This is a genomic window from Pseudomonas sp. LBUM1651, from assembly GCF_059716135.1.
In genome coordinates, this window is sequence record NZ_CP166805.1 from 2,780,250 (window position 1) to 2,802,108 (window position 21,859).

General features: G+C 60.1%; 14 protein-coding genes. 5 read left to right on the forward strand and 9 right to left on the reverse strand.

What is annotated here, in order from left to right:
• Positions 1-124 precede the first annotated feature (124 nt).
• Positions 125-871 carry an SDR family oxidoreductase gene (locus ACA066_RS12985; protein ID WP_497699541.1) on the forward strand — a complete coding sequence of 249 codons (747 nt, stop codon included), beginning with the start codon at positions 125-127 and terminating at the stop codon, positions 869-871.
• Positions 872-994: 123 nt separating this feature from the next.
• Here ACA066_RS12985 and mapR read toward each other — a convergent pair whose 3' ends face one another.
• From mapR to ACA066_RS13000, 3 genes are all read right to left on the reverse strand, one after another.
• Positions 995-2,404: a GntR family transcriptional regulator MpaR gene (gene mapR / locus ACA066_RS12990; RefSeq protein WP_497699542.1), complete on the reverse strand. Its 1,410-nt coding sequence runs from the start codon at positions 2,402-2,404 to the stop codon at positions 995-997.
• A gap of 151 nt (positions 2,405-2,555) precedes the next feature.
• Positions 2,556-3,986, reverse strand: coding sequence for a cytochrome c oxidase accessory protein CcoG (gene ccoG, locus ACA066_RS12995; RefSeq protein WP_497699543.1), 1,431 nt, complete (start codon positions 3,984-3,986; stop codon positions 2,556-2,558).
• A 195-nt stretch (positions 3,987-4,181) separates the two neighbouring features.
• Entirely contained in the window at positions 4,182-4,415 is a 234-nt protein-coding gene (locus ACA066_RS13000) for a DUF3203 family protein (RefSeq protein ID WP_214383636.1), read from the reverse strand.
• Between the two features lie 122 nt (positions 4,416-4,537).
• On the opposite strand from ACA066_RS13000, the gene ACA066_RS13005 reads away from it, so the two are divergent.
• Positions 4,538-5,041 carry an MgtC/SapB family protein gene (locus ACA066_RS13005; protein ID WP_497699544.1) on the forward strand — a complete coding sequence of 168 codons (504 nt, stop codon included), beginning with the start codon at positions 4,538-4,540 and terminating at the stop codon, positions 5,039-5,041.
• Positions 5,042-5,150: 109 nt separating this feature from the next.
• On the opposite strand, the gene ACA066_RS13010 is transcribed toward ACA066_RS13005, so the two are convergent.
• Complete coding sequence (locus tag ACA066_RS13010) at positions 5,151-5,315, reverse strand: hypothetical protein (protein WP_497699545.1); 165 nt, start codon at positions 5,313-5,315, stop codon at positions 5,151-5,153.
• Positions 5,316-5,531: 216 nt separating this feature from the next.
• On the opposite strand from ACA066_RS13010, the gene ACA066_RS13015 reads away from it, so the two are divergent.
• From ACA066_RS13015 to glgB, 3 genes are all read left to right on the forward strand, one after another.
• On the forward strand, positions 5,532-7,526 hold the full coding sequence (locus ACA066_RS13015) for an alpha-1,4-glucan--maltose-1-phosphate maltosyltransferase (protein WP_497699546.1): 1,995 nt from the start codon (positions 5,532-5,534) through the stop codon (positions 7,524-7,526).
• A gap of 200 nt (positions 7,527-7,726) precedes the next feature.
• On the forward strand, positions 7,727-11,068 hold the full coding sequence (treS, locus tag ACA066_RS13020; protein WP_497699547.1) for a maltose alpha-D-glucosyltransferase: 3,342 nt from the start codon (positions 7,727-7,729) through the stop codon (positions 11,066-11,068).
• Between the two features lie 2 nt (positions 11,069-11,070).
• Positions 11,071-13,302, forward strand: a complete 2,232-nt coding sequence (gene glgB, locus ACA066_RS13025; protein ID WP_497699548.1) for a 1,4-alpha-glucan branching protein GlgB — start codon at positions 11,071-11,073, stop codon at positions 13,300-13,302.
• A 122-nt stretch (positions 13,303-13,424) separates the two neighbouring features.
• Here the strand turns inward: glgB and ACA066_RS13030 are convergent, their stop codons facing one another.
• The 5 genes from ACA066_RS13030 to glgX form a co-directional block, all read right to left on the reverse strand.
• A complete protein-coding gene (locus tag ACA066_RS13030; protein WP_497699549.1) occupies positions 13,425-14,492 on the reverse strand; it encodes an autotransporter outer membrane beta-barrel domain-containing protein in 1,068 nt (355 codons plus the stop codon).
• Between the two features lie 323 nt (positions 14,493-14,815).
• Positions 14,816-17,308, reverse strand: a complete 2,493-nt coding sequence (locus ACA066_RS13035; RefSeq protein ID WP_497699550.1) for an autotransporter family protein — start codon at positions 17,306-17,308, stop codon at positions 14,816-14,818.
• 284 nt (positions 17,309-17,592) lie between these two features.
• On the reverse strand, positions 17,593-18,393 hold the full coding sequence (locus tag ACA066_RS13040; protein ID WP_497699551.1) for an endonuclease/exonuclease/phosphatase family protein: 801 nt from the start codon (positions 18,391-18,393) through the stop codon (positions 17,593-17,595).
• A 200-nt stretch (positions 18,394-18,593) separates the two neighbouring features.
• Positions 18,594-19,352, reverse strand: a complete 759-nt coding sequence (locus ACA066_RS13045) for a PIG-L deacetylase family protein (RefSeq protein ID WP_497699552.1) — start codon at positions 19,350-19,352, stop codon at positions 18,594-18,596.
• A gap of 217 nt (positions 19,353-19,569) precedes the next feature.
• Positions 19,570-21,729, reverse strand: coding sequence for a glycogen debranching protein GlgX (glgX, locus tag ACA066_RS13050; RefSeq protein WP_497699553.1), 2,160 nt, complete (start codon positions 21,727-21,729; stop codon positions 19,570-19,572).
• Positions 21,730-21,859 lie beyond the last annotated feature (130 nt).

The following is a 21,859-nucleotide window of genomic DNA, read 5'->3' on the forward strand; positions in this document are numbered from 1 at the left end:
AGCGCTGCGCACTCCAGCGGGAGCAAGCTCCCTCGCCACAGGACACCACAGACCCCATGCAAAACCCGCCAATGGCGGTTATTCTTGGCCCCGACTGCAAACGCTTGAACGGGGAAACGCTCGCATGGACAAAGTCATCGTCATCACCGGCGGCAGCCGCGGCATCGGCGCCGCCACAGCCTTGTTGGCCGCCGAACAGGGCTATCGGATCTGCATCAACTATCAATCCGACGAAGAAGCGGCGCACCGTGTGCTCGAGCAAGTCCGCGCCCTCGGTGCCCAGGCCATCGCGGTACGTTCCGACGTCAGCATCGAAGACGAAGTGATCGCGCTGTTCAACCGCGTTGACGCCGAACTGGGCCGGGTGACCGCACTGGTCAACAACGCCGGCACCGTCGGGCACAAATCCCGCGTCGACGAAATGTCCGAGTTCCGCATTCTCAAAACCCTGAAAACCAACGTCCTGGCGCCGATCCTCTGCGCCAAGCACGCCGTGCTGCGCATGTCCCCGAAACACGGCGGACAGGGTGGCAGCATCGTCAACGTATCCTCGGTTGCCTCGCGCCTGGGAGCGCCAAATGAGTACGTGGATTACGCGGCATCCAAAGGCGCGCTCGACACGTTCACCATCGGTCTGTCCAAGGAAGTGGCGGGCGAAGGCATTCGGGTCAATGCCGTGCGCCCCGGTTACATCTACACCGATTTCCATGCGCTAAGCGGCGATCCGGACCGGGTCAGCAAACTGGAATCGGCGATCCCGATGGCGCGTGGGGGGCGGCCGGATGAAGTGGCGGAAGCGATTGTGTGGTTGTTGTCGGATAAGGCTTCTTATGCGACAGGGACGTTTGTTGATCTCGGGGGCGGGCGTTAGTTCTTGAAAGTTGCTTTGCCTGTTCCGGCACCTTCGCGAGCAGGCTCGCTCCCACAGGGGTACGCGGTCAACTGTGGGAGCGAGCCTGCTCGCGAAGAGGCCAGATCAACCAACATCAAACCTTCAGAATGAACGCACAATCCGGCCCAACGTCTCCATCGCCTTTTCCGCAGCCTCATCCCAAGGGCTGCCGTAATTCAAACGTATGCAATTCCTGAAGCGCTGCGCCGGTGAAAATATCGGCCCGGGCGCAATGCTGATCCCCTGCGCCAACGCCATCTGAAACAATTTCAACGAATCCATCTGCGCCGGCAGTTCCAGCCACAAAAAGTAGCCGCCAGCCGGCTGACTGACCCGAGTCTGCGCCGGAAAATAGCGTGCAATCGCCGCCAGCATCGCCCTCTGCTGTTCTTCCAGCGCGTAACGCAATTTGCGCAGATGCCGGTCATAGCCACCATGTTGCAGATAATCGGCAATGGCCGCCTGAGCCGGCATTGACGCGCAAAGCGAGGTCATCAGCTTCAACCGCTCAATCTTCTGCGCATAGCGCCCGGCAGCCACCCAGCCAATGCGATAGCCAGGCGCGAGGCTTTTGGCGAACGAGCCGCAATGCATCACCAACCCCTCGGTATCGAACGCCTTGGCCGGTTTCGGTGCTTGCTGGCCGTAATAGAGCTCGGCGTAGACATCGTCCTCGATCAGCGGCACCTGGTGGGAGCGCAACAGCTCCACCAGTTCCTGTTTCTTCGCCTCGGGCATGGTCGCGCCCATGGGGTTCTGGAAGCTGGTCATGCACCAGCAGGCCTTGATCGGGTGGCGTTCCAGGGTTTGTGCGAGTACGCCAAGGTCGATACCGTCGCGCGGGTGCACGGGGATTTCCACGGCCTTGAGTTTCAACCGTTCGAGGATTTGCAGGCAGGCGTAGAACGCCGGGGCTTCGATGGCCACCAGGTCGCCGGGTTCAGTGACGGCTTGCAGGCACAGGTTCAGCGCTTCCAGCGCGCCGTTGGTGATCAGCAGTTCTTCCATGGGCAGCATCAGGCCGCCGACCATGTAACGCAGGGCGATTTGTCGGCGCAGTTGCGGGTTGCCCGGCGACATGTCGGTGACGACCATGCGCGGGTCCATGTCCCGGGCGGCGCTGGCCAGGGAACGGGACAACCGTTGCAGCGGAAACAGGGCAGGGCTGGGGAATGCCGAGCCGAACGGTACGGTGTTCGGGTCTTTGATCGAGTCGAGCACCGAGAACACCAGTTCGCTGACGTCGACTTCGGTGGATTCGTTGACCTGGCTGCTGATCACCGGCTCTGAAAACGGGCTCGGTGCGTGGGTGTTGACGAAATAACCGGAGCGCGGGCGGGCGCGGATCAGGCCTCGGCGTTCGAGCAGGTAATAGGCTTGGAACACCGTGGACGGGCTGACGCCGTAGGTCTGGCTGGCGTAGCGCACCGACGGCACGCGCTGGCCGGGGCCGAGGACGCCGGAGCGGATCAGTTCAGCGATGTCATCGGCGAATTTTTCGTAGCGTTTCATCTAAGTCCCGCAATCGAATGGGTTCAATTAGCTGTTGTGGCGAGGGGGCTTGCCCCCGTTCGGCTGCGCAGCAGTCGTAAGCTTTTGGGGCTGCTTCGCATCCCAACGGGGGGCAAGCCCCCCTCGCCACAGGGCACCGCAGTCTAAGGGATCAACGGTTCATCGGCGCAACAAACCGGCTGTTCGCGACGCTATAAATCTCAGGCTCATCGCTGTCGACGATCTTGAAGCCGATGCCCTGCGAACTGCTGCTCGGCCGTTCCGTGGTCATCGCCACGGACACCGGCACGTCAACAATCTCGCCGGGCGCCAGGCTCAGTTCGGTCTTGCCTTGCAGCTGGAAGCCGTCGCCATCGACCAGGGTCAAACGATAGTCCTGCCGTTGCTGAGTCTTGTTGATGACCTTCAGGCTGTAGATGTTTTCGATCTGCCCCAGGCTGTTTTCGCGGAACAGGCCACGGTCCTTGCTGACGTCCAGCGAGACCATCGGCCGCTCGACAAGGGCCAGGGCGAGGGCGCCGATCATCACCAGCAACACCGCGGTGTAGCCGATCAGTCGTGGTCGCAGCAGGTGGGTTTTGCCACCTTGCAACTCGTGTTCCGAGGTGTAGCTGATCAGGCCACGGGCGTAGCCCATTTTGTCCATGATCGAATCACAGGCGTCGATACACGCGGCGCACCCGATGCATTCCATTTGCAGGCCATCGCGAATGTCGATGCCGGTCGGGCACACCTGCACGCAGAGCTGGCAATCGATGCAATCCCCGAGGCCGACTTCGGCAGGTTTCACGTCACGTTTGCGCGGGCCACGGTTTTCGCCACGGGCGACGTCGTAGGAGATGGTCAGGGTGTCTTTGTCGAACATCACGCTCTGGAACCGCGCATACGGGCACATGTGCATGCACACCGCTTCACGCAGCCAACCGGCGTTGATGTACGTGGCACCGGTGAAGAACAGCACCCAGAACAGGCTGACACCGCCGATCTGCAAGGTCAGCAGTTCTTCGGCCAACGGGCGGATCGGTGTGAAGTAGCCGACGAAGGTCAGGCCGGTCAGCAAACTGATCGCCAGCCACAAGGTGTGCTTGGCCGCGCGGCGCATCAGTTTGTTCGGGCCCCAGGGCGCGGCTTGCAGCTTGATCCGCTGGTTGCGTTCACCTTCGGTGATCTTCTCGCACCACATGAAGATCCACGTCCAGGAGCTCTGTGGACAGGTGTAGCCGCACCAGACGCGTCCGGCAAACACGGTGATCGCAAACAGGCCGAACGCCGCAATGATCAGCAACGCCGACAGCAGGATGAAATCCTGGGGCCAGAAGGTCGCGCCGAAGATGTGGAATTTACTTTCGGAAAGGTCCCAGAGCACCGCCTGGCGGCCGCCCCAATTCAACCAGACCGTGCCGAAGAACAGCAGAAACAGAAAACCCGCGCCGCTCATGCGCAGGGTGCGGAACAGGCCGGTGAAGCTGCGGGTGTGAATCAGGTTGTCGCTGGATTTGGCCTTCATCTTTGGGCGCGAAGGCTCATAGCTGTTTACTAACGGGGCACTTTCTACGGTTCGGACGGGGATTCTTTCGCTCATGGTCTTTCGCTCATCAGCCTCCATCAGGCCGGGTCACTATGAGCGTCGATCTGTTTGCATAACAGACTCAGGTATCGCAATAAAAAGCGGATCAGATGAGCGCTGACCCGCAGCCTGCGACAACTTGATGCACCCGCCACAACGGGACGCGGGCGCCTATAACACGAGCCCGCAGGGGTTGTTGATCCGGGTCAGTCAAATCACCGAATCACTGTCCGTGGCCTTCAAATGCCGGCGACCGTCCACCGCACCTGCTACGGTCATTGCATCGGCTTCTGCTTCGGTGATGTAGATGCGCTGACCTTCGAGATCCACCGCCGACATGGCTTTTTCGCCGTCAGTGACGATGGTGACGTCGGGACACAGGCGGATTTCTTCGCCGTTCTCGGTGGTGAAGAAGCAGGTCTGGTTTTCGATGCGCACAGTCATGGAGAGGTCCTTTTTTTTGCGGGTTCTACAGGGTTAGGGCACAACCGGCGGCCATCGTTCTGTGCAACCGATTAATGGTCGGCGCGGTCCATCCTCTATCGATCATTTACAGGGATTGCACCATGGACGCCTGGTGGCATGAAGTTTGGGTGACGCTGCAAGCGGAGTTCGCCGACATCGGCGACGCCTCACAACTGACACGTATCACCGTAAGACTGTTGATTGCCGCCGTGTTGGGCGGGATTCTCGGTTTTGAACGCGAGCAAAAGGGCAAGGCCGCCGGTGTGCGTACGCACATGCTGGTGGCGCTCGGTGCCGCGCTGTTTGTGCTGGTGCCACAGATGTCCGGCTCCCAGGCCGATGCCATGAGTCGGGTAGTGCAAGGGGTGATCGCCGGGATCGGCTTCCTCGGCGCCGGGACCATCCTGAAAAACCAGGAAGGCGATGAAGGCCATGTGAAAGGCCTGACCACCGCCGCCGGGTTGTGGATGACCGCGGCCATTGGTGTTTCGGCCGGGTTGGGGCGTGAAGCGACGGCGGTGTTCAGTACGTTGCTGGCGTTGGCGATCTTTAGTGTGATGCCGAGGATTGTGAAGATGCTCGATAAAGACAAAGACCCCGTGTAGGAGCGAGCTTGCACGCGAAGGTCTGCAACGATAACGCTGCGAGCCTGATACGCCGAGGCGTTCTCTGGTTTATCGCGAGCAAGCTCGCTCCTACAGAGGACGGAACAGTTCAGGGGCTGACGATCACCGGCGGCATGGTTTCCGGCGGATCTTCCCGCGGTGGTGGGGTAGTGCCCGGCGGCTCCTGCTCGGGCACTGGCGCAGGCTCGGTTGGCGGAATCGTCGGGCTGTCGATGTTCGGATCGGGTGTTTCGGCCGGGATTGGAATACTCATCGTTGAAGCCTCCAGTGGCAGATGGCGCAAGTCGTGCTTAAGTGGATTGACCCCTTTGCACAGGAAATGATTCCACCGCAGATGCGGGCAAATCCACGTGAACTTTACCGAGGCCTGTCGCTCGGAACCTAAGTGAGTTCATTCCGGGGCCGATGGCTTTGCGCGAATGACGACCCTGCACAAGAGCGTCCATGGGGCGTAAAGGAGAGATGCTCGATGACTGCCGAAAAACCGACAGAGCTGAACTACAACCCTCATATGCCGCTGTCGCAGGCTCTACTGCTACCGCGTATCGCCATTGAAAACACCATGCCGACCCTCGATAACGGGCAATTTGCCGTTAAAGCGGTGGTGGGACAGGACGTGGTGGTCACGAGCAAAGTCTTCGCCGACGGGCACGACAAACTGGCCGTCCGGGCTCGCTGGCGTGCTGCCGACGACGACACCTGGCAAAGCGAAGTCATGGGTGAGCTGGGCAATAACGGTTATCAAGGCCAGTTCCGCGTCGAGCGTCAGGGCCGTTATGTGTTCTGCATCGAGGCCTGGATCGATCAGTTCGCCAGCTTCTGCTATGAGCTGGAGAAGAAGCACTCCGCCCGTGTGCCCGTCAGTCTTGAGTTGCAGGAGGGTCGCACCCTTGTTCAACAGGCGGCCGAACGCACCGAAGGCCAACTGAGTGAAAACCTGGCAGCGTTGCACCATGAACTGGCCGGGTTGCTCGAAATCGAGCAGGTGGCGCTGTTTCTGCACCAGCGTAGCGCCGATCTGATGGCTCAGGCCGATCACCGCGCCTATTTGAGCCTCAGCCCCGAGTATCCGCTGGACGTCGAACGTGAGATCGCGCAGTTCGCCAGTTGGTATGAGTTGTTTCCGCGCTCGATCACCGATGACCCGGCCCGTCACGGCACCTTTAACGACGTGCATTCGCGGCTGCCGATGATTCAGGACATGGGTTTCGACGTGCTGTATTTTCCGCCGATCCACCCGATCGGTCGCAGCTATCGCAAAGGCCCGAACAATTCCCTCACCGCCGGCCCTGACGATCCGGGCAGCCCGTATGCCATCGGCAGCGAAGAGGGCGGACATGAAGCGATCCACTCGGAACTGGGCTCCCGCGAAGACTTCCGTCGACTGGTGGCCGCAGCAGCTGACCATGGCCTGGAAATCGCTCTTGACTTTGCCATCCAGTGTTCCCAGGATCACCCGTGGCTCAAGCAGCATCCAGGCTGGTTCAACTGGCGACCAGACGGCACGATCAAATATGCCGAGAACCCGCCGAAGAAATACCAGGACATCGTCAACGTCGATTTCTATGCCGTCGAGGCGATTCCCAGCCTCTGGGTCGAACTGCGCGACATTGTGGTGGGTTGGGTCGAAGAGGGCGTGAAGATCTTTCGCGTCGACAACCCGCACACCAAGCCGCTGCCGTTCTGGCAGTGGCTGATCGCTGATGTGCGCGCGTTGTACCCGGAAGTGATCTTCCTTGCCGAAGCGTTCACCACGCCGGCGATGATGGCGCGCCTGGGCAAGGTCGGTTATTCGCAGAGCTACACCTACTTCACGTGGCGCAACACCAAGTACGAACTCTCGACCTATTTCACCGAGCTCAACGAGTCGCCGTGGCGCGAATGCTATCGGCCGAACTTCTTCGTCAATACACCGGACATCAATCCGGCGTTTCTGCATGAGTCCGGGCGCGCCGGTTTTCTGATCCGTGCGGCTCTGGCGACCATGGGCTCCGGGCTGTGGGGCATGTATTCAGGTTTCGAACTCTGTGAAGCCGCGCCGGTGCCGGGGAAGGAGGAATACCTCAACTCCGAGAAGTACGAAATCCGCCCCAGGGACTTCAATGCGCCGGGCAACATCATTGCCGAGATCGCCCAGCTCAACCGCATTCGCCGGCAAAACCCTGCCTTGCAAACGCATCTGGGCCTGAAGGTCTACAACGTCTGGAACGACAACATCCTGTATTTCGGCAAGCGCAGCGAGGATGGCAGCAACTTCATTCTGGTCGCCGTCAGCCTCGATCCGCATAACGTTCAGGAAGCGAATTTCGAGTTGCCGCTGTGGGAAATGGGTTTGCCCGACGACGCCAGTACTCAGGGCGAGGACTTGATGAGCGGTCATCGCTGGACGTGGCACGGCAAGTACCAGTTCATGCGGATCGACCCGGCGCATCAGCCATTCGGGATTTGGCGGATCACGGTTTAGACGGGCTGCCCGCTCTTGTGGCGAGGGAGCTTGCTCCCGCTCGGCTGCGAAGCAGGCGTAGATCCTGTGGATGCGGTTTATCAGAACGAAATGCAGGGGCCGCTTCGCAGCCCAGCGGGAGCAAGCTCCCTCGCCACAAAAGAGCCAGGCAGCATGAGTGTTTCGCCTGGTGGCTTTATTGAATTCAACAGGAGTTTCAAATGGCGAAGAAGCCCAAGGCAGCCACCTTTATCAAGGATCCACTCTGGTACAAGGATGCAGTGATCTACCAGGTTCACGTTAAATCTTTTTTCGACTCCAACAACGACGGAATCGGTGACTTTCCCGGTCTTATCGCCAAACTCGATTACATCGCCGACCTCGGTGTCAACACCATCTGGCTTCTGCCGTTCTACCCGTCGCCACGGCGCGATGATGGCTACGACATCGCCGAATACCGCGGCGTGCATTCCGATTACGGCACCATGGCCGATGCCAAGCGTTTTATTTCCGAAGCCCACAAGCGTGGCTTGCGAGTCATCACCGAACTGGTCATCAACCACACCTCGGACCAGCACGCCTGGTTCCAGCGTGCGCGCAAAGCCAAACCCGGCTCGGCAGCGCGGGACTTCTACGTGTGGTCCGATGACGATCAGAAATACGACGGCACCCGCATCATCTTTCTCGACACCGAGAAATCCAACTGGACCTGGGACCCGGTCGCCGGCCAGTACTTCTGGCACCGTTTCTATTCGCACCAGCCGGACCTGAATTTCGATAACCCGCAGGTCATGAAAGCCGTGCTCTCGGTGATGCGCTACTGGCTCGACATGGGCATCGACGGTCTGCGCCTGGATGCGATTCCGTACCTGATCGAACGGGACGGCACCAACAACGAAAATCTGCCGGAGACACACGACGTCCTCAAGCAGATCCGCGCCGAAATCGACGCCAATTACCCCGACCGCATGCTGCTCGCCGAGGCCAACCAATGGCCGGAAGATACGCAGCTGTACTTCGGTGACACCGACGCCAAAGGCCTCAACGGCGACGAATGCCACATGGCCTTCCACTTCCCGTTGATGCCGCGCATGTACATGGCGCTGGCCCAGGAAGACCGCTTCCCCATCACCGACATTCTGCGCCAGACCCCGGAGATTCCTGCCAATTGTCAGTGGGCGATTTTCCTGCGCAACCACGATGAGCTGACCCTGGAGATGGTCACCGACAAGGAACGCGACTACCTGTGGAACTACTACGCGGCCGACCGTCGGGCGCGGATCAACCTGGGGATACGCCGTCGCCTCGCACCCTTGATGGAACGTGACCGTCGCCGAGTGGAGCTGCTGAACAGCCTGCTGCTGTCGATGCCCGGTACGCCGACGCTGTATTACGGCGATGAAATCGGCATGGGCGACAACATCTACCTCGGTGACCGCGATGGCGTGCGCACGCCGATGCAATGGTCGATCGACCGTAACGGCGGCTTCTCCCGCGCCGATCCGGCGAGCCTGGTGCTGCCGCCGATCATGGACCCGCAATACGGTTACCTGTCGGTCAACGTCGAAACCCAGGCCGGCGATCCGCATTCGCTGCTGAACTGGACCCGGCGCATGCTCGCTGTGCGCAAGCAATCCAAAGCGTTCGGACGCGGCACGCTGAAAATGCTGTCGCCGAGCAACCGACGGATTCTGGCCTACACCCGTGAATTCAGCGGGCCGGATGGCAAATACGAAATCATCCTGTGTGTCGCCAACGTATCGCGCAGTGCGCAAGCGGCGGAGCTGGACTTGTCCGCTTATGTCGGCATGGTGCCGGTGGAAATGCTCGGTGGTAACGCCTTCCCGCCGATAGGCCAGTTGAATTTCCTCCTGACCCTGGCGCCTTACGGTTTTTACTGGTTCGGACTCGCAACGGAGAATCAAATGCCTAGCTGGCACGTAGAACCGGCGCAAAGCCTGCCGGACTTCACCACCCTGGTGCTGAAAAAACGCATGGAAGAACTGCTCGAATCGCCGTCCCGCGGCACGCTGGAACAGGGCATCCTGCCAAACTGGCTGCAAAACCGACGCTGGTTCGCCGGCAAGGACGCGGCCATCGACAAGGTCAACCTGGCCTACGGCGTGCGTTTCGGTGATGCGCTGCATCCAGTGCTGCTGAGTGAAATCGAAGTCACCAGCGGCGGCCAGACCAGCCGTTATCAGCTGCCGTTCGGCTTCATTGCAGATGATCAGGTGGGCCCCGCGTTGCCGCAGCAATTGGCGCTGTCTCGAGTGCGACGCGGTCCGCAGGTGGGTTTGATCACCGATGCATTCAGCCTTGAACATTTCATCCGCGCAGTCTTGCAAGGCATGCAGGACAACACCGTGTTGCCTTCCGATGGCGGCGAGATTCGTTTCGAGCCGACTGCCGAGCTGGCCAGACTGGGCCTGACGGCTGAATCGGAAGTGCGTTACCTGTCGGCCGAACAGTCCAACAGCTCGGTGGTGATCGGCAGTAGCCTGGTGCTCAAGCTGATCCGCAAGGTCGCCTCGGGCGTGCACCCGGAACTGGAAATGAGCGCGTACCTGACCGGTGCAGGCTTCGCCAATATCTCGCCGTTGCTGGGGTCGGTAGTCCGCCGCGATGCCAAGGGCGAAGACAACCTGCTGATGATCGCCCAAGGCTATCTGAGCAATCAGGGCGATGCGTGGGAGTGGACGCAGAACAACCTCGAACGGGCATTGCGCGACGAGCTCGCCGATGCCATGTCCGAGCAGGAACAGCATTACAACGCCCTCGGCGAACTGCGTGACTTCGCCGGCATGCTCGGTCAGCGTCTGGGGGAAATGCATCAGGTACTGGCAGCGCCGACGGACAATCCGGACTTCGCCCCGCAAGTCACCACGCAAAAAGATGCCCTGGCCTCGGCCAAGGATGTCGCCGCGCAACTGGAGCATGCGCTGAAGTTGCTAAAGCAGCATCAAAACGAACTGAACCCGGCGGACAAAACCCTGGTCACTCGTTTACTGGACAACAAAAAAGCCATCCTCGGTCACGTCCAGGAATTGGGCAAAAAGGCGACCGGTGGTTTGCGCATTCGCGTCCATGGCGACTTGCACCTGGGGCAAGTGCTGGTGATCAAGGGCGACGCTTACCTGATCGACTTCGAAGGCGAGCCGGCGCGTCCACTGGCTGAACGGCGCGGCAAGCACAGCCCGTACAAGGACGTCAGCGGCGTCTTGCGCTCGTTCGACTACGCGGCGGCCATGGCGATCAACGTGCACAACGTCGATAACACCGCCGATGCCCGGACAGCACGGCTGCGGGTCTCGGACCGCTATTTAAATGAAGCGAAACAGGCATTTGTCGACGCTTATCGGCTGGCGGCAGCTAGTCTTGCTCATGCGTGGCAAGATCCGGAAGGCGAGGACGCCGCGCTGGCGTTGTTCGGTCTGGAAAAAGCGGCGTATGAGGTGGCCTATGAAGCAGAAAATCGGCCCACCTGGTTGCCCGTGCCTTTGCACGGTTTATATGGATTATTGAGTGGGCTTAAACCCTTTTCCGATCTTGGTGGAGAGTAGTCATGAGTTTCTCGAACAAGGAACAGGGGCACGCTAAAGAGGCGTTACTGCCCAGATCGCGGGACATCGACGCGCTGGTACGCGCCCAGCATCAAGACCCCTTTGCCATTCTCGGCCCCCATGGTGACGATGCCGGTGGCCAATTCATTCGGGCCTATCTGCCTGACGCGTTGAGCGTGCAGGTGTTGGCCAAGGATTCCGGGGAGGAACTCGGCGCCCTTGAGGCCACCGAAACGCCTGGGCTGTTTGTCGGGCATTTCGATCGGGCGCAACCGTATGTGCTGCGCACGCGTTGGGCGGGCGGCGAACAGGTTTCCGAAGACCCTTACAGCTTCGGTCCGTTGCTCGGTGAAATGGACTTGTACCTGTTCGCCGAAGGCAATCACCGTGACCTGAGCAGTTGCCTCGGTGCTCAGTTGAAAAACGTCGAGGGCGTCGATGGCGTGCGTTTCGCTGTGTGGGCACCGAACGCCAAACGAGTGTCGGTGGTCGGCGACTTCAATAACTGGGACGGCCGTCGGCACCCGATGCGCCTGCGTCACCCGACAGGCGTCTGGGAGTTGTTCATCCCGCGCATGCAGGCAGGTGAGGCCTACAAGTACGAGATCCTCGGCGCCCACGGCATTCTGCCCCTCAAAGCCGATCCGATGGCGCTGGCCACCTCGATGCCGCCGGACACCGCGTCGAGAGTGGCTTCGCCGCTGAACATCGACTGGCAGGACCACGAGTGGATGCAGTCACGGGTCGAGCGTTCACACCCCGGTGCAGCGCTGTCGATCTACGAATTGCACGCCGGTTCCTGGCAATGCGAGCTGGACGATCTGGGCGAAGTGGCCCGTCAGTACAACTGGCATGAGCTGGGCGAACGGTTGATTCCGTACGTGAAGGAACTGGGTTTCACCCACATTGAACTGATGCCGATCATGGAACACCCGTTCGGCGGCTCGTGGGGCTATCAACTGCTCTCGCAATTCGCCCCGAGCGCCCGTTACGGTTCGCCAGATGATTTCGCGGCGTTCGTCAACGCCTGCCACCTGGCCGACATCGGCGTCATTCTCGATTGGGTCCCGGCGCATTTTCCGACCGATACCCACGGTCTGGCGCAATTCGACGGCACCGCGCTGTACGAATACGGCAACCCGCAGGAAGGCTTCCACCAGGATTGGGACACGCTGATCTACAACCTCGGGCGCACCGAAGTGCACGGCTACATGCTGGCCTCGGGGCTGCACTGGCTCAAGCATTTCCACGTCGACGGCCTGCGCGTCGATGCGGTGGCGTCGATGCTGTATCGCGATTACTCGCGCAAGGCCGGCGAGTGGGTGCCGAACCGTCATGGCGGTCGGGAGAACCTTGAAGCGATCGACTTCCTGCGCCACCTCAACGATGTGGTCGACCTGGAAGCGCCCGGCGCGCTGGTGATCGCCGAAGAATCCACGGCGTGGCCCGGCGTCAGCCAGAACACGCAACAGGGTGGCCTGGGTTTCGACTACAAATGGAACATGGGCTGGATGCACGACTCGCTGCACTACATCCAGCAAGACCCGGTGTACCGCGCACATCACCACAACGAACTGAGTTTCGGTCTGGTGTATGCCTGGTCCGAGCGCTTTATCCTGCCGATCTCCCACGACGAAGTGGTCCACGGCAAACACTCGCTGATCGACAAGATGCCCGGTGATCGCTGGCAGAAATTCGCCAACCTGCGGGCGTACCTGAGCTTCATGTGGGCACATCCGGGCAAGAAACTGTTGTTCATGGGTTGCGAATTTGGTCAGTGGCGCGAGTGGAACCACGATCAGCAGCTGGATTGGTACTTGCTGCAGTATTCGGAACACAAAGGCGTGCAGAAACTCGTCGGCGACCTGAACCGGTTGTACCGCGAAGAACCCGCCTTGCATGACCAGGACGACGCGCCGCAAGGGTTCCAGTGGTTGATCGGCGATGACGCGATCAACAGCGTTTATGCGTTTATGCGCTGGAGCAAGGACGGGCGGCCGGTGTTGGTGGTGGCTAACTTTACGCCGGTGCCGCGTGAGGGCTATCGGATTGGCGTGCCGTTTGCCGGGCGGTGGACTGAGGTGATCAACAGCGATGCGGCGATGTATGCCGGGTCGAATTACGGAAATAGCGGCGGGGCGTTTACCGAAGAGGAGGCGAGTCATGGCCAGGCGTTGTCGCTGGTGCTGAATCTGCCGCCGCTGGCGGTGTTGATGTTGCGGCCGGAGGGTTGATCTAAATTCGCGTCGCTTTCATTCGCGGTCAGCCCACTCCCACAAGTACCGCGTGGTCCTGTGGGAGCGGGCTTGCCCGCGATGGCGTCAGCCCGGACAACACATTTCTTGAAAACTGACGCTCACCACCGCATCCGCACACCCAAACTGCCAATCAACCCATTCAAATCATTGTCATCCACATCACTGCTGTAATCGGCGCTGAAGTACAGGCTCACGGCGGGCGTCACCCTGGCCACCAGCCCCAACCCCACTTCGACGGTGGATGAGTAGCGGCTGCTGCTGATCTTGTCGACCTGATCGAGGGTCACGGTATTGCCGGTGTACACCGTGTGCCACAAGTTGGTCCGCACATACGGTTCAACCGCGAGGCCGTTGATGTCGTAACTACCTTTCAATCGCGCACCGACCCGGCCGCTCCAGGAGGACAGGTCGCTGGACGACGCATTTCCCGATCCTGCGTAGGGCGTGTCCAGTGTGACTCGCTGATTGATCAACTGCGCCTGGGGTTCGACGACCCAGTTGTCGCTCAGACCAATCGGAAAGCCGCCTTCCACCGAGAAGGTGACTGCGCTGCCTTCGGTGACTTGGCGGGCGCCTTGTTCGCTGCGGCTGATGCCGTTGACCCGACCTCCGCTGGCCGACAAATCCACGTGCCAGCCTTGGGGGCCGGTCAGGCTGTAGTAGGCACCGAGGCTCTGACCTTGCAGGTTAAGCGTGTCGGTGTTGGGGGCGGCGAGGGCGCGACTGGTCAGCAGGCCGTTGCCGTTACTCTGGAACTGACTGGTGCCGCCGATCAGACCGAACTGCTGGGTATGGCCGCTACCACTTTGCAAGGTGAGGATCGCCGGACCTTTGAATTGATTGGCGCCAGGAAGCGTGAAGCCCTGGGACTGGTAATCGGTTAGAGCCTGCCGCGACGCCTGTCCGTAAAGCTGATCCCAGGCCGAAGGTGCAGCCTCTTCGATGGTCAGGTGTGAACTTCGCAAATCAGGGTTGGCGCTGAAGCGGCCGGGGTAGGTTGATGCGAGTGCGGGCAAGGTAAGCACCGGGACCTCCTGGTCATACCAGGGGGATGTTTCTTCCTCGGCAGGCGAGGCCTGCACTTCCATGGATGAGCACAGCAGGAGTGAACTCGAGACAGTGCAAATCGTGATTTTGATCTCTTGTGAGGTGAAAGAAGTTTTCATGGAGGTCTACCTTGTAGTCGCATGCGGTATCTCGCTCTGGCGTCTCTCCTACCCCGATTGAGGGGCGACCGAATGGCGTGGGGCAAGCCTTGGCCCGCCCGTTTTCACGGGTGTCTGGGGGATTGCCTCAGGTGTTACTTCCGGGGGTAGTACGTGTAGCTAAGAAGACCGGTGACGCTGCGTCAAGAAAATGGCCGATAAGTGGTAGTGCTATTTTAGCGTTTGCAAGTGACTGATTTTCGACGATCATCTAAGTGATTGTTTGTTCGAAAAAACGTCATTAAACCTTCGTTCCAGAGGCCTTTTGCTAGCTGGCTATCATCCTACCAGGCAATTCGCACACCCAGATTGGCGGACCTCCCGCGCAACGGGTTGCTGTCGATATTGCTACTGTAGTCGGCACTGGCGTACACGTTTACGGAAGACGCGAGGCTCAGCACCACCCCGACACCCAGATCGGCCGAAGCGGATTTTTGTTGGGTTTCGATCGGATAGGTCCCGAATGTCACCGTGTCAGTTCCCGAAAAGGTCTGCCAAAGATTGGCCCGCAGATAGGGCTCGATTGGCCGGCCACTGATTGCATAACGGCCCTTGAGTCGAGCCCCCAGGCGACCGGTCCAGATGCCGTCGGAATCAAACGAGACGCGTGAAACACCATCGTTCTGGCTGTCGAGATCGATTTTTTGGTGGATCACTTGCACCTGGGGCTCCAAGACCCAGCCATCCACCAGCGCAATCGGATAACCGGCCTCGGCCGAAAGGGTGAGGGCGTGGCCGCGGTTGTCGAGTTTCAGTCCGCGTTCGGAACGGTTGTCGCCTCTCAGTCGAGTGCCCATCGCTACGGTGTCGACGTACCAGCCTTCGGGATCAGTCAACGTCCAGTACAGGCCGTAGCTGTCGCCTGCCAGCTCGACTTTGCCCGCGCGCTTGCCTTCAAAGCCCTGGTTGAAGCCGTCCACATTGCCCCGCAAGCGGGTGTGGCCGATGAATAAACCGGTACGCCAGGTTTGCCCGCTGGACGTTTGTGAGCTGTACACGTCGTTGCCGACTTGAAAACCGTCGAGCGATCCGTCGAGTCGCGGCGTCACGGTGCCGGCCCAGGTCTGTTCAAGGTTCTTGCCATAGACCCGGCCCCAGCCAGCGCCGACGGCCCCGGTTTCTTTAAGCAGGCGCTGATCGCCCTGGCGATCATGGAAAGTCCCGAGCGCCGTCATGGTCAGCTGTGCCGCTGCCGGCGGTATGACCGACCAGGTCGGGACCTCCGGGCGGAACAAGGGAATCGGCGCCGCACCGGCGACGGCAGTCGGCAAGGTCGGCGTTCCGGCAGCCGCCACCGGAGTGCCCTGCGCAGAGGCCACCACGGTGGAGCGCAGGAACCAACTGTTTTCACTGCCGGCAGTGGTTCCTCCCTTGAACAGAAAGTACTCGTAGGGCCCGGCCGAAACCGGGCTCTTCAGCGCGAAGGCGCCGTTGTCACTGGTAGTCGTTCCCTGTGCCTGAATCACCTGGATGCCGTTTTGCAGGGTTAAACCGCCGGATCCTCCGACGTTGCTGACGGTAAGCAGGGTGTTCCCGGTCATTGTCCCGTTGTTGACCACCAGTTTATCGCTGGGGGAATTGTCTGTGCCGACCGCACTTTGCAACACCAACTGACCGCCGCTGCCCGAATAATTGCCCTGTACCGTCAGGGTGTCATTGGTGCGGGTATTGCCACTGCTCAGGTCGATCATGCCGGCGTTGTTCAAGGTGGCGCGCTGAGCAGCAGAGAGCGGCGTGATGCTGCCCTGGGTGGACGTCAGGATGCTACTGCCATCGATATTGAACACACCCGTGCCGCTGGCGTTATCACCCAGCAAAAAATTGCCGGCGAGGTCGAAGCGCGAGCCGTTGCTCAAGTTTACCGTTTCCCAATTGATATAACGGCTGGCGCCTGCCGAGGTGGTCCGGTCGAAAGTCAGCAGGTCGTTGCCGTTGCCGCCATCGATGGTCGGCGAGGCGGCGAGGATGCTTTCACCGAGATTGCGCAGCATGGCGCTGTCATTGTCTTCACCCATGAGGATGGCTGAGCGGATGACACCACCGCCGTCCCAGAGCAGGGTGTCATCACCAGCGCTGAGTCGGACTTCGCCGACGATCTCGCCTCCCGTCACCGTGACGCTATCTTTGCCGCCGCTGACACTGACGTTGCCGCCGATCCGCCCCCCGGAAACGATGATGGTGTCGGTGCCAAATCCGGTAACCAGATTGCCAAGAATCTGCCCGCCGGAGAGATCGAACAGGTTGTCATCGAGCTTCATGTCGACCCGGCCGATGGTGCCGGCGGCCATTCTGGCCGTATCGCCATCCTCGAATGCACCGACGATGGTGCCACCGGTCATGAGAAAGGTGTCTCGACTGTCGCCTTGGGCGAGGGACGCAATGGTTCCACCCGACATGATGAAGTCATCGGTGCCGTTGCCTTGGCTGACGGCACCGGTCACCTGGCCGGCGCTGATGGTCAGTCTGTCGGTGCCGTCACCCTGATCGAGAGTGCCCGCGAGGGTGCCCGAGCTCATGTCCACGGCGTCGTTGCCGGCGCCAAAGGTCACATTGCCGTTGAGGGTGCCGGTGCCATTGGCGGGAAAGCTCAGGGTGTTATTGCCTGACAGATCGGTCAACGGCCCACCGCTGCCACTGTCACAAGTGAATCTGTCGTTGCCGGCGGTTGGTGTGAACGTGCAACTCGCTAGAGTAGAGGGGGATGCGCCTATGCACAGCGAGAGGGAAAGGGCGCAGGCTGAATAACGGTACTTGGGCAAGTCTGTCGAAAAAGTCATGCTCGTCTCCACGCATCGTTGGCGTCCGAGACCTTCACTCGTCAGGAGTGACAGGGTTTCAGACGCCCGTTGGCAGCGCGAATTGCGAGACGTCATCGGTAATGCAAATGACCCGAACTGAAAAAAACTGGCAATGTTGGCCGCTACGGTTCCATCCGTACGTGCAACTGATACGGACAGGCGCACCGTAACAACAGATTTTGAGCGTGGCTACTGTCAGAAATAACAGGTAGGGCCGTTATTTTCTTTTTTGTAGCGAGGGGTTCAACGAGACTGACGGCGAATCACAAATGCACTTCAACCGCCAACGGCAAATGATCCGACAAATGCGTCCACGGCCTGCTACCCAATATTCGCGGGTCGTGACTACTGGCATTGCGCAGGTAAATTCGGTCCAGGCGCAGCAACGGAAACCGCGCCGGATAGGTTTTGGCAGGGCGACCATGGTGGCGTTCGAAGGCTTCGTGCAGGTAGTCGCGACGGGCGAGGGCGGTGTTACCTTGTAGCTGCCAGTCGTTGAAGTCGCCGGCGATGATCACCGGGGCATCGACGGGCAATGATTCCAGCAGTTGGCAAAGTAATTCGAGCTGCAACTGGCGATGGCTTTCCAGCAGGCTCAGGTGCACGCAGATCGCATGGACTTCGGCGTGCCCCGGCACGTCCAGCACGCAATGCAACAGTCCGCGGCGTTCGGGCCCGGTGATCGAGACGTCGAGGTTGCGGTATTCGCGGATCGGGTATTTCGACAGCAGTGCGTTGCCATGATGGCCATCGGGGTAGACCGCGTTGCGCCCGTAGGCGAAATCGCTCCACATGCTGTCCGCCAGAAACTCGTATTGCGAGGTCTGCGGCCAATTGTTGAAACGGGAAGAGTGCCGCTCGTGTTCACCGACGACTTCCTGCAGGAACACCAGGTCCGCCGACGTACTGCGTACCGCCTCACGCAGCTCCGGGAGAATGAAGCGTCGGTTGAGCGCGGTGAAACCCTTGTGGGTGTTGACGGTCAGCACCCGAAGTCGATGAATCGCCGGGGGCGTGATCAATGGCACCGAGTCGACGGATTGCCGTTTGGAATCATCGCTCACTTTCACTCCTCTGAATCCGGGTTGCTTATGTATGCGACTGATGCGGCGGCGGGCAGTTCAGTTTGAGCAACGATACCCGAGGTACAAAACCATTGTAGGAGCCGAGCTTGCTCGCGATAGCGGTGTATCAGTCGACATCAATGTTGAATATCATTCCGTCATCGCGAGCAAGCTCGGCTCCTACAAGGAAATTTGTGCGTTCAGACGAACACGATTTCATACGGCAACCGCATCCGCTCAAGCAGCACCGGTGGGAGCAGCGGGGCGATACCGATGGCCGGTTCACCGTTGAGCTGACTGGCGTAAGCGTGAGTGGCGTGGCTTTTGCGCGCGACGGACCACGTATCGAGACGGACTTTGCGGGCGCGATGCCAGGGGATCAATCCACTGTCACGCGACGGCCAGTGCCACGCCCAGACCGGCATTTCGTTGAACGCGGCGCCGACCGAGGCCGCGGCTTTGGCGCTGGCGCGACCGACGGCTTCATGGTCGACATTGCCGTCCTTGCACCAGGTGGTGAACACCACATCGCCAGGCCGCAGGTAGCGGGCAATGAACTGGGTCAATTGAAGCTCACGCTCGGCCAGGGCATTGTCGGTAAAACCGCCGCGAATCCACTTCAGGCTGTGCATCGGCAATCCGAGCCGGCGCAAGGCTTCGACACTTTCCTGGGGGCGAAACACGCTGAGGCGTTTCTCTGACCACTGCTGCGACCCCGGATGACTGGCGCTGCCGTCGGTGATCGAGATCAATTGCAGGGGATGGCCAAGGGCACTGAGTAATTGCAGCAGACCGCCGCAGGTCACCACTTCGTCACCGGGATGCGGCGCGATCACCACGGCGCGCGCGCCAGCGGGGACCAGGGTCTGAGTGTTGATGACCGGAACATTGTCCAGCTGAAGAGCGCTATTCCAGATCTGCGCTGACGGGCTGCTGTCGGTGATGGAAACAGATTTCATCGGGCTACGTCCTTGTTCTAGTTGATAGCAAAGTGCCGCGCTCCGAACCCTGGATTGCAGCGAGCAGAGTATTGCTCATGAACGGCTATTCGTCGCGCCGATGTGCGCCCGACAGGTTATTTATCCGGCCTCGACCAGTTCCCGCAAGCACCGGCCTAGCGCTCGTGTATCGGCGTAGTCCGCTGACTGTCGTTGAAGAAAAGCCTGTAGGTCCATTTCACTCTTCTTCCTCATGCTGCAATTCGAACAGCAGCAGCGAACGGCCGGTGACGGAGTATTCGTGACCGAACTCGAAGCGTTCCTGGCCACGAATCGAAGGTTGGTTGGTGTCGACCATGCAGGTCCAGAAACCGCCGTCCGGGACTTCGGGCAAGGTGAAGTTGACGATGTCGTGGTGCGCGTTGACCACCAGCAACAAGGTCGCGTCACCGCCCTTGCGGCGAATCCCGGTTTCCTGCGCGCGGCCATCCAGCAACATGCCCAGGCATTTGCCGTGCGCTTCTTCCCACTGTTCGATAGTCATTTCGCTGCCATCCGGCGCCAGCCAGGTGACGTCCTTGACGCCGATGTCCTCGTTGTAATTGCCCACCAGGAACCGTCCGCGACGCAGGATCGGGTAGGTCAGGCGCAACTTGATCAGGCGTTTGACGAACTTCAGCAAGGCCTTGCCGTCTTCGCTCAGGTCCCAATTGACCCAACCGATCTCGCTGTCCTGGCAATAGGCGTTGTTGTTGCCCTCCTGAGTGCGGGCAAACTCGTCACCGGCCACCAGCATCGGCGTGCCCTGGGATAGCAGCAGCGTGGCGAAAAAATTGCGCATCTGCCGCTGGCGTAGCGCGTTGATCTCAGGATCGTCGGTCGGGCCTTCGACGCCGTGGTTCCAGGACAGGTTGTTGTTGCTGCCGTCCTGGTTGTTCTCGTCGTTGGCCTCGTTGTGTTTGTCGTTGTACGACACCAGGTCATTGAGGGTGAAACCGTCGTGGGCGGTGATGAAGTTCATCGACGCATACGGCCGCCGACCGCGCTGGTTGAACATCTCGCCCGAAGCCGTCATGCGGCTGGCGAAGTCGGCCAGTTGCCCTTCGTCACCTTTCCAGAACGCACGCACGGTGTCGCGGAATTTGTCGTTCCATTCGACCCAACCCGGCGGAAAGCCACCGACCTGGTAACCACCGGGACCGCAGTCCCACGGCTCAGCAATCATTTTCACCTGACGCAGCACCGGGTCCTGGCGGCAGGCGACGAGGAAGCTGTGACGCTCGTCGAAGCCATCGTGATAGCGACCGAGAATGGTCGCCAGGTCGAAACGGAAACCGTCCACGTGCATTTCCGTGGCCCAGTAGCGCAGGGAGTCGGTGACCATTTGCAGCACGCACGGGTGACTCAGGTCCAGGGTGTTACCGGTGCCGGAATCATTGATGTAGAAGCGCTTGTCGTCGGGCATCAAACGATAGTACGAGGCGTTGTCGATGCCGCGCATGGACAGGGTTGGGCCTTGTTCGTTGCCCTCGGCGGTGTGGTTGTAGACCACGTCGAGGATCACTTCGAGATTGGCTTCGTGCAGGTGCGCGACCATCTCCTTGAACTCGGCGATCTTGCCGCTGGCCAGGTAGCGCGGGTCCGGGGCGAAGAACGCGATGCTGTTGTAGCCCCAGTAATTGGTCATGCCCTTGTGCAACAAATGCTGGTCATTCACAAACGCGTGAATCGGCAGCAATTCCACGGTCGACACACCGAGTTTGCGGATGTGTTCCAGCACGTCATCGACCATCAACCCGGCGAAAGTGCCACGCACATTCTCGGGGACGGAAGGGTGACGCATGCTGATGCCGCGCACGTGAGTCTCATAAATGATCGTCTTGTCCCACGGCACACTGACGCGATGGTCGTGGCCCCAGGTGTGTGCCGGGTCGATGACTTTGCATTTGGGCACGAACGGCGCGCTGTCGCGCTCGTCGAAACTGAGGTCGGCGTCGGGGTGGCCGATGGTGTAGCCGAACAGCGCTTCGGACCATTTCAACTGGCCGACCAGTTGTTTGGCGTAGGGGTCGATCAGCAGTTTGTTGTGGTTGAAGCGATGACCGTTGGCCGGGTCATAGGCACCGTAGACTCGGTAGCCGTAGATCAGCCCCGGATGGGCGTCGGGCAGGTAACCGTGGTAGATCTCGTCGGTGTACTCCGGCAACTCGATGCGTTCCAGTTCGACTTCGCCGGCGTCATCGAAAATGCACAGTTCGACCTTGGTTGCGTTAGCGGAAAACAACGCAAAGTTGACCCCCAGACCATCCCAGGTAGCGCCCAGCGGGAAGGGCAAGCCTTCACGGATTCGCGAGGCCTCGGCTTGAGGTTCTGGCGCGGATTTTTTCGGACTGGTCATCGGTGCTCCTGCAAAAGGGGGTAATTCATCATGTAGGAGCGAGCTTGCTCGCGATGGACGTTAACGATTACGCGTACTTTCTGGATAAATGCGTCGCTCGTGATTCCATCGCGAGCAAGCTCGCTCCTAC

Excerpts from the sequence above, each read along its gene's own strand:
- ACA066_RS12985 (WP_497699541.1), top strand. The coding sequence starts at position 125 with ATGGACAAAGTCATCGTCATCACCGGCGGCAGCCGCGGCATCGGCGCC.
- mapR (WP_497699542.1), bottom strand. The coding sequence starts at position 2,404 with ATGAAACGCTACGAAAAATTCGCCGATGACATCGCTGAACTGATCCGC.
- ccoG (WP_497699543.1), bottom strand. The coding sequence starts at position 3,986 with ATGAGCGAAAGAATCCCCGTCCGAACCGTAGAAAGTGCCCCGTTAGTA.
- ACA066_RS13000 (WP_214383636.1), bottom strand. The coding sequence starts at position 4,415 with ATGACTGTGCGCATCGAAAACCAGACCTGCTTCTTCACCACCGAGAAC.
- ACA066_RS13005 (WP_497699544.1), top strand. The coding sequence starts at position 4,538 with ATGGACGCCTGGTGGCATGAAGTTTGGGTGACGCTGCAAGCGGAGTTC.
- ACA066_RS13010 (WP_497699545.1), bottom strand. The coding sequence starts at position 5,315 with ATGAGTATTCCAATCCCGGCCGAAACACCCGATCCGAACATCGACAGC.
- ACA066_RS13015 (WP_497699546.1), top strand. The coding sequence starts at position 5,532 with ATGACTGCCGAAAAACCGACAGAGCTGAACTACAACCCTCATATGCCG.
- treS (WP_497699547.1), top strand. The coding sequence starts at position 7,727 with ATGGCGAAGAAGCCCAAGGCAGCCACCTTTATCAAGGATCCACTCTGG.
- glgB (WP_497699548.1), top strand. The coding sequence starts at position 11,071 with ATGAGTTTCTCGAACAAGGAACAGGGGCACGCTAAAGAGGCGTTACTG.
- ACA066_RS13030 (WP_497699549.1), bottom strand. The coding sequence starts at position 14,492 with ATGAAAACTTCTTTCACCTCACAAGAGATCAAAATCACGATTTGCACT.
- ACA066_RS13035 (WP_497699550.1), bottom strand. The coding sequence starts at position 17,308 with ATGACTTTTTCGACAGACTTGCCCAAGTACCGTTATTCAGCCTGCGCC.
- ACA066_RS13045 (WP_497699552.1), bottom strand. The coding sequence starts at position 19,352 with ATGAAATCTGTTTCCATCACCGACAGCAGCCCGTCAGCGCAGATCTGG.
- glgX (WP_497699553.1), bottom strand. The coding sequence starts at position 21,729 with ATGACCAGTCCGAAAAAATCCGCGCCAGAACCTCAAGCCGAGGCCTCG.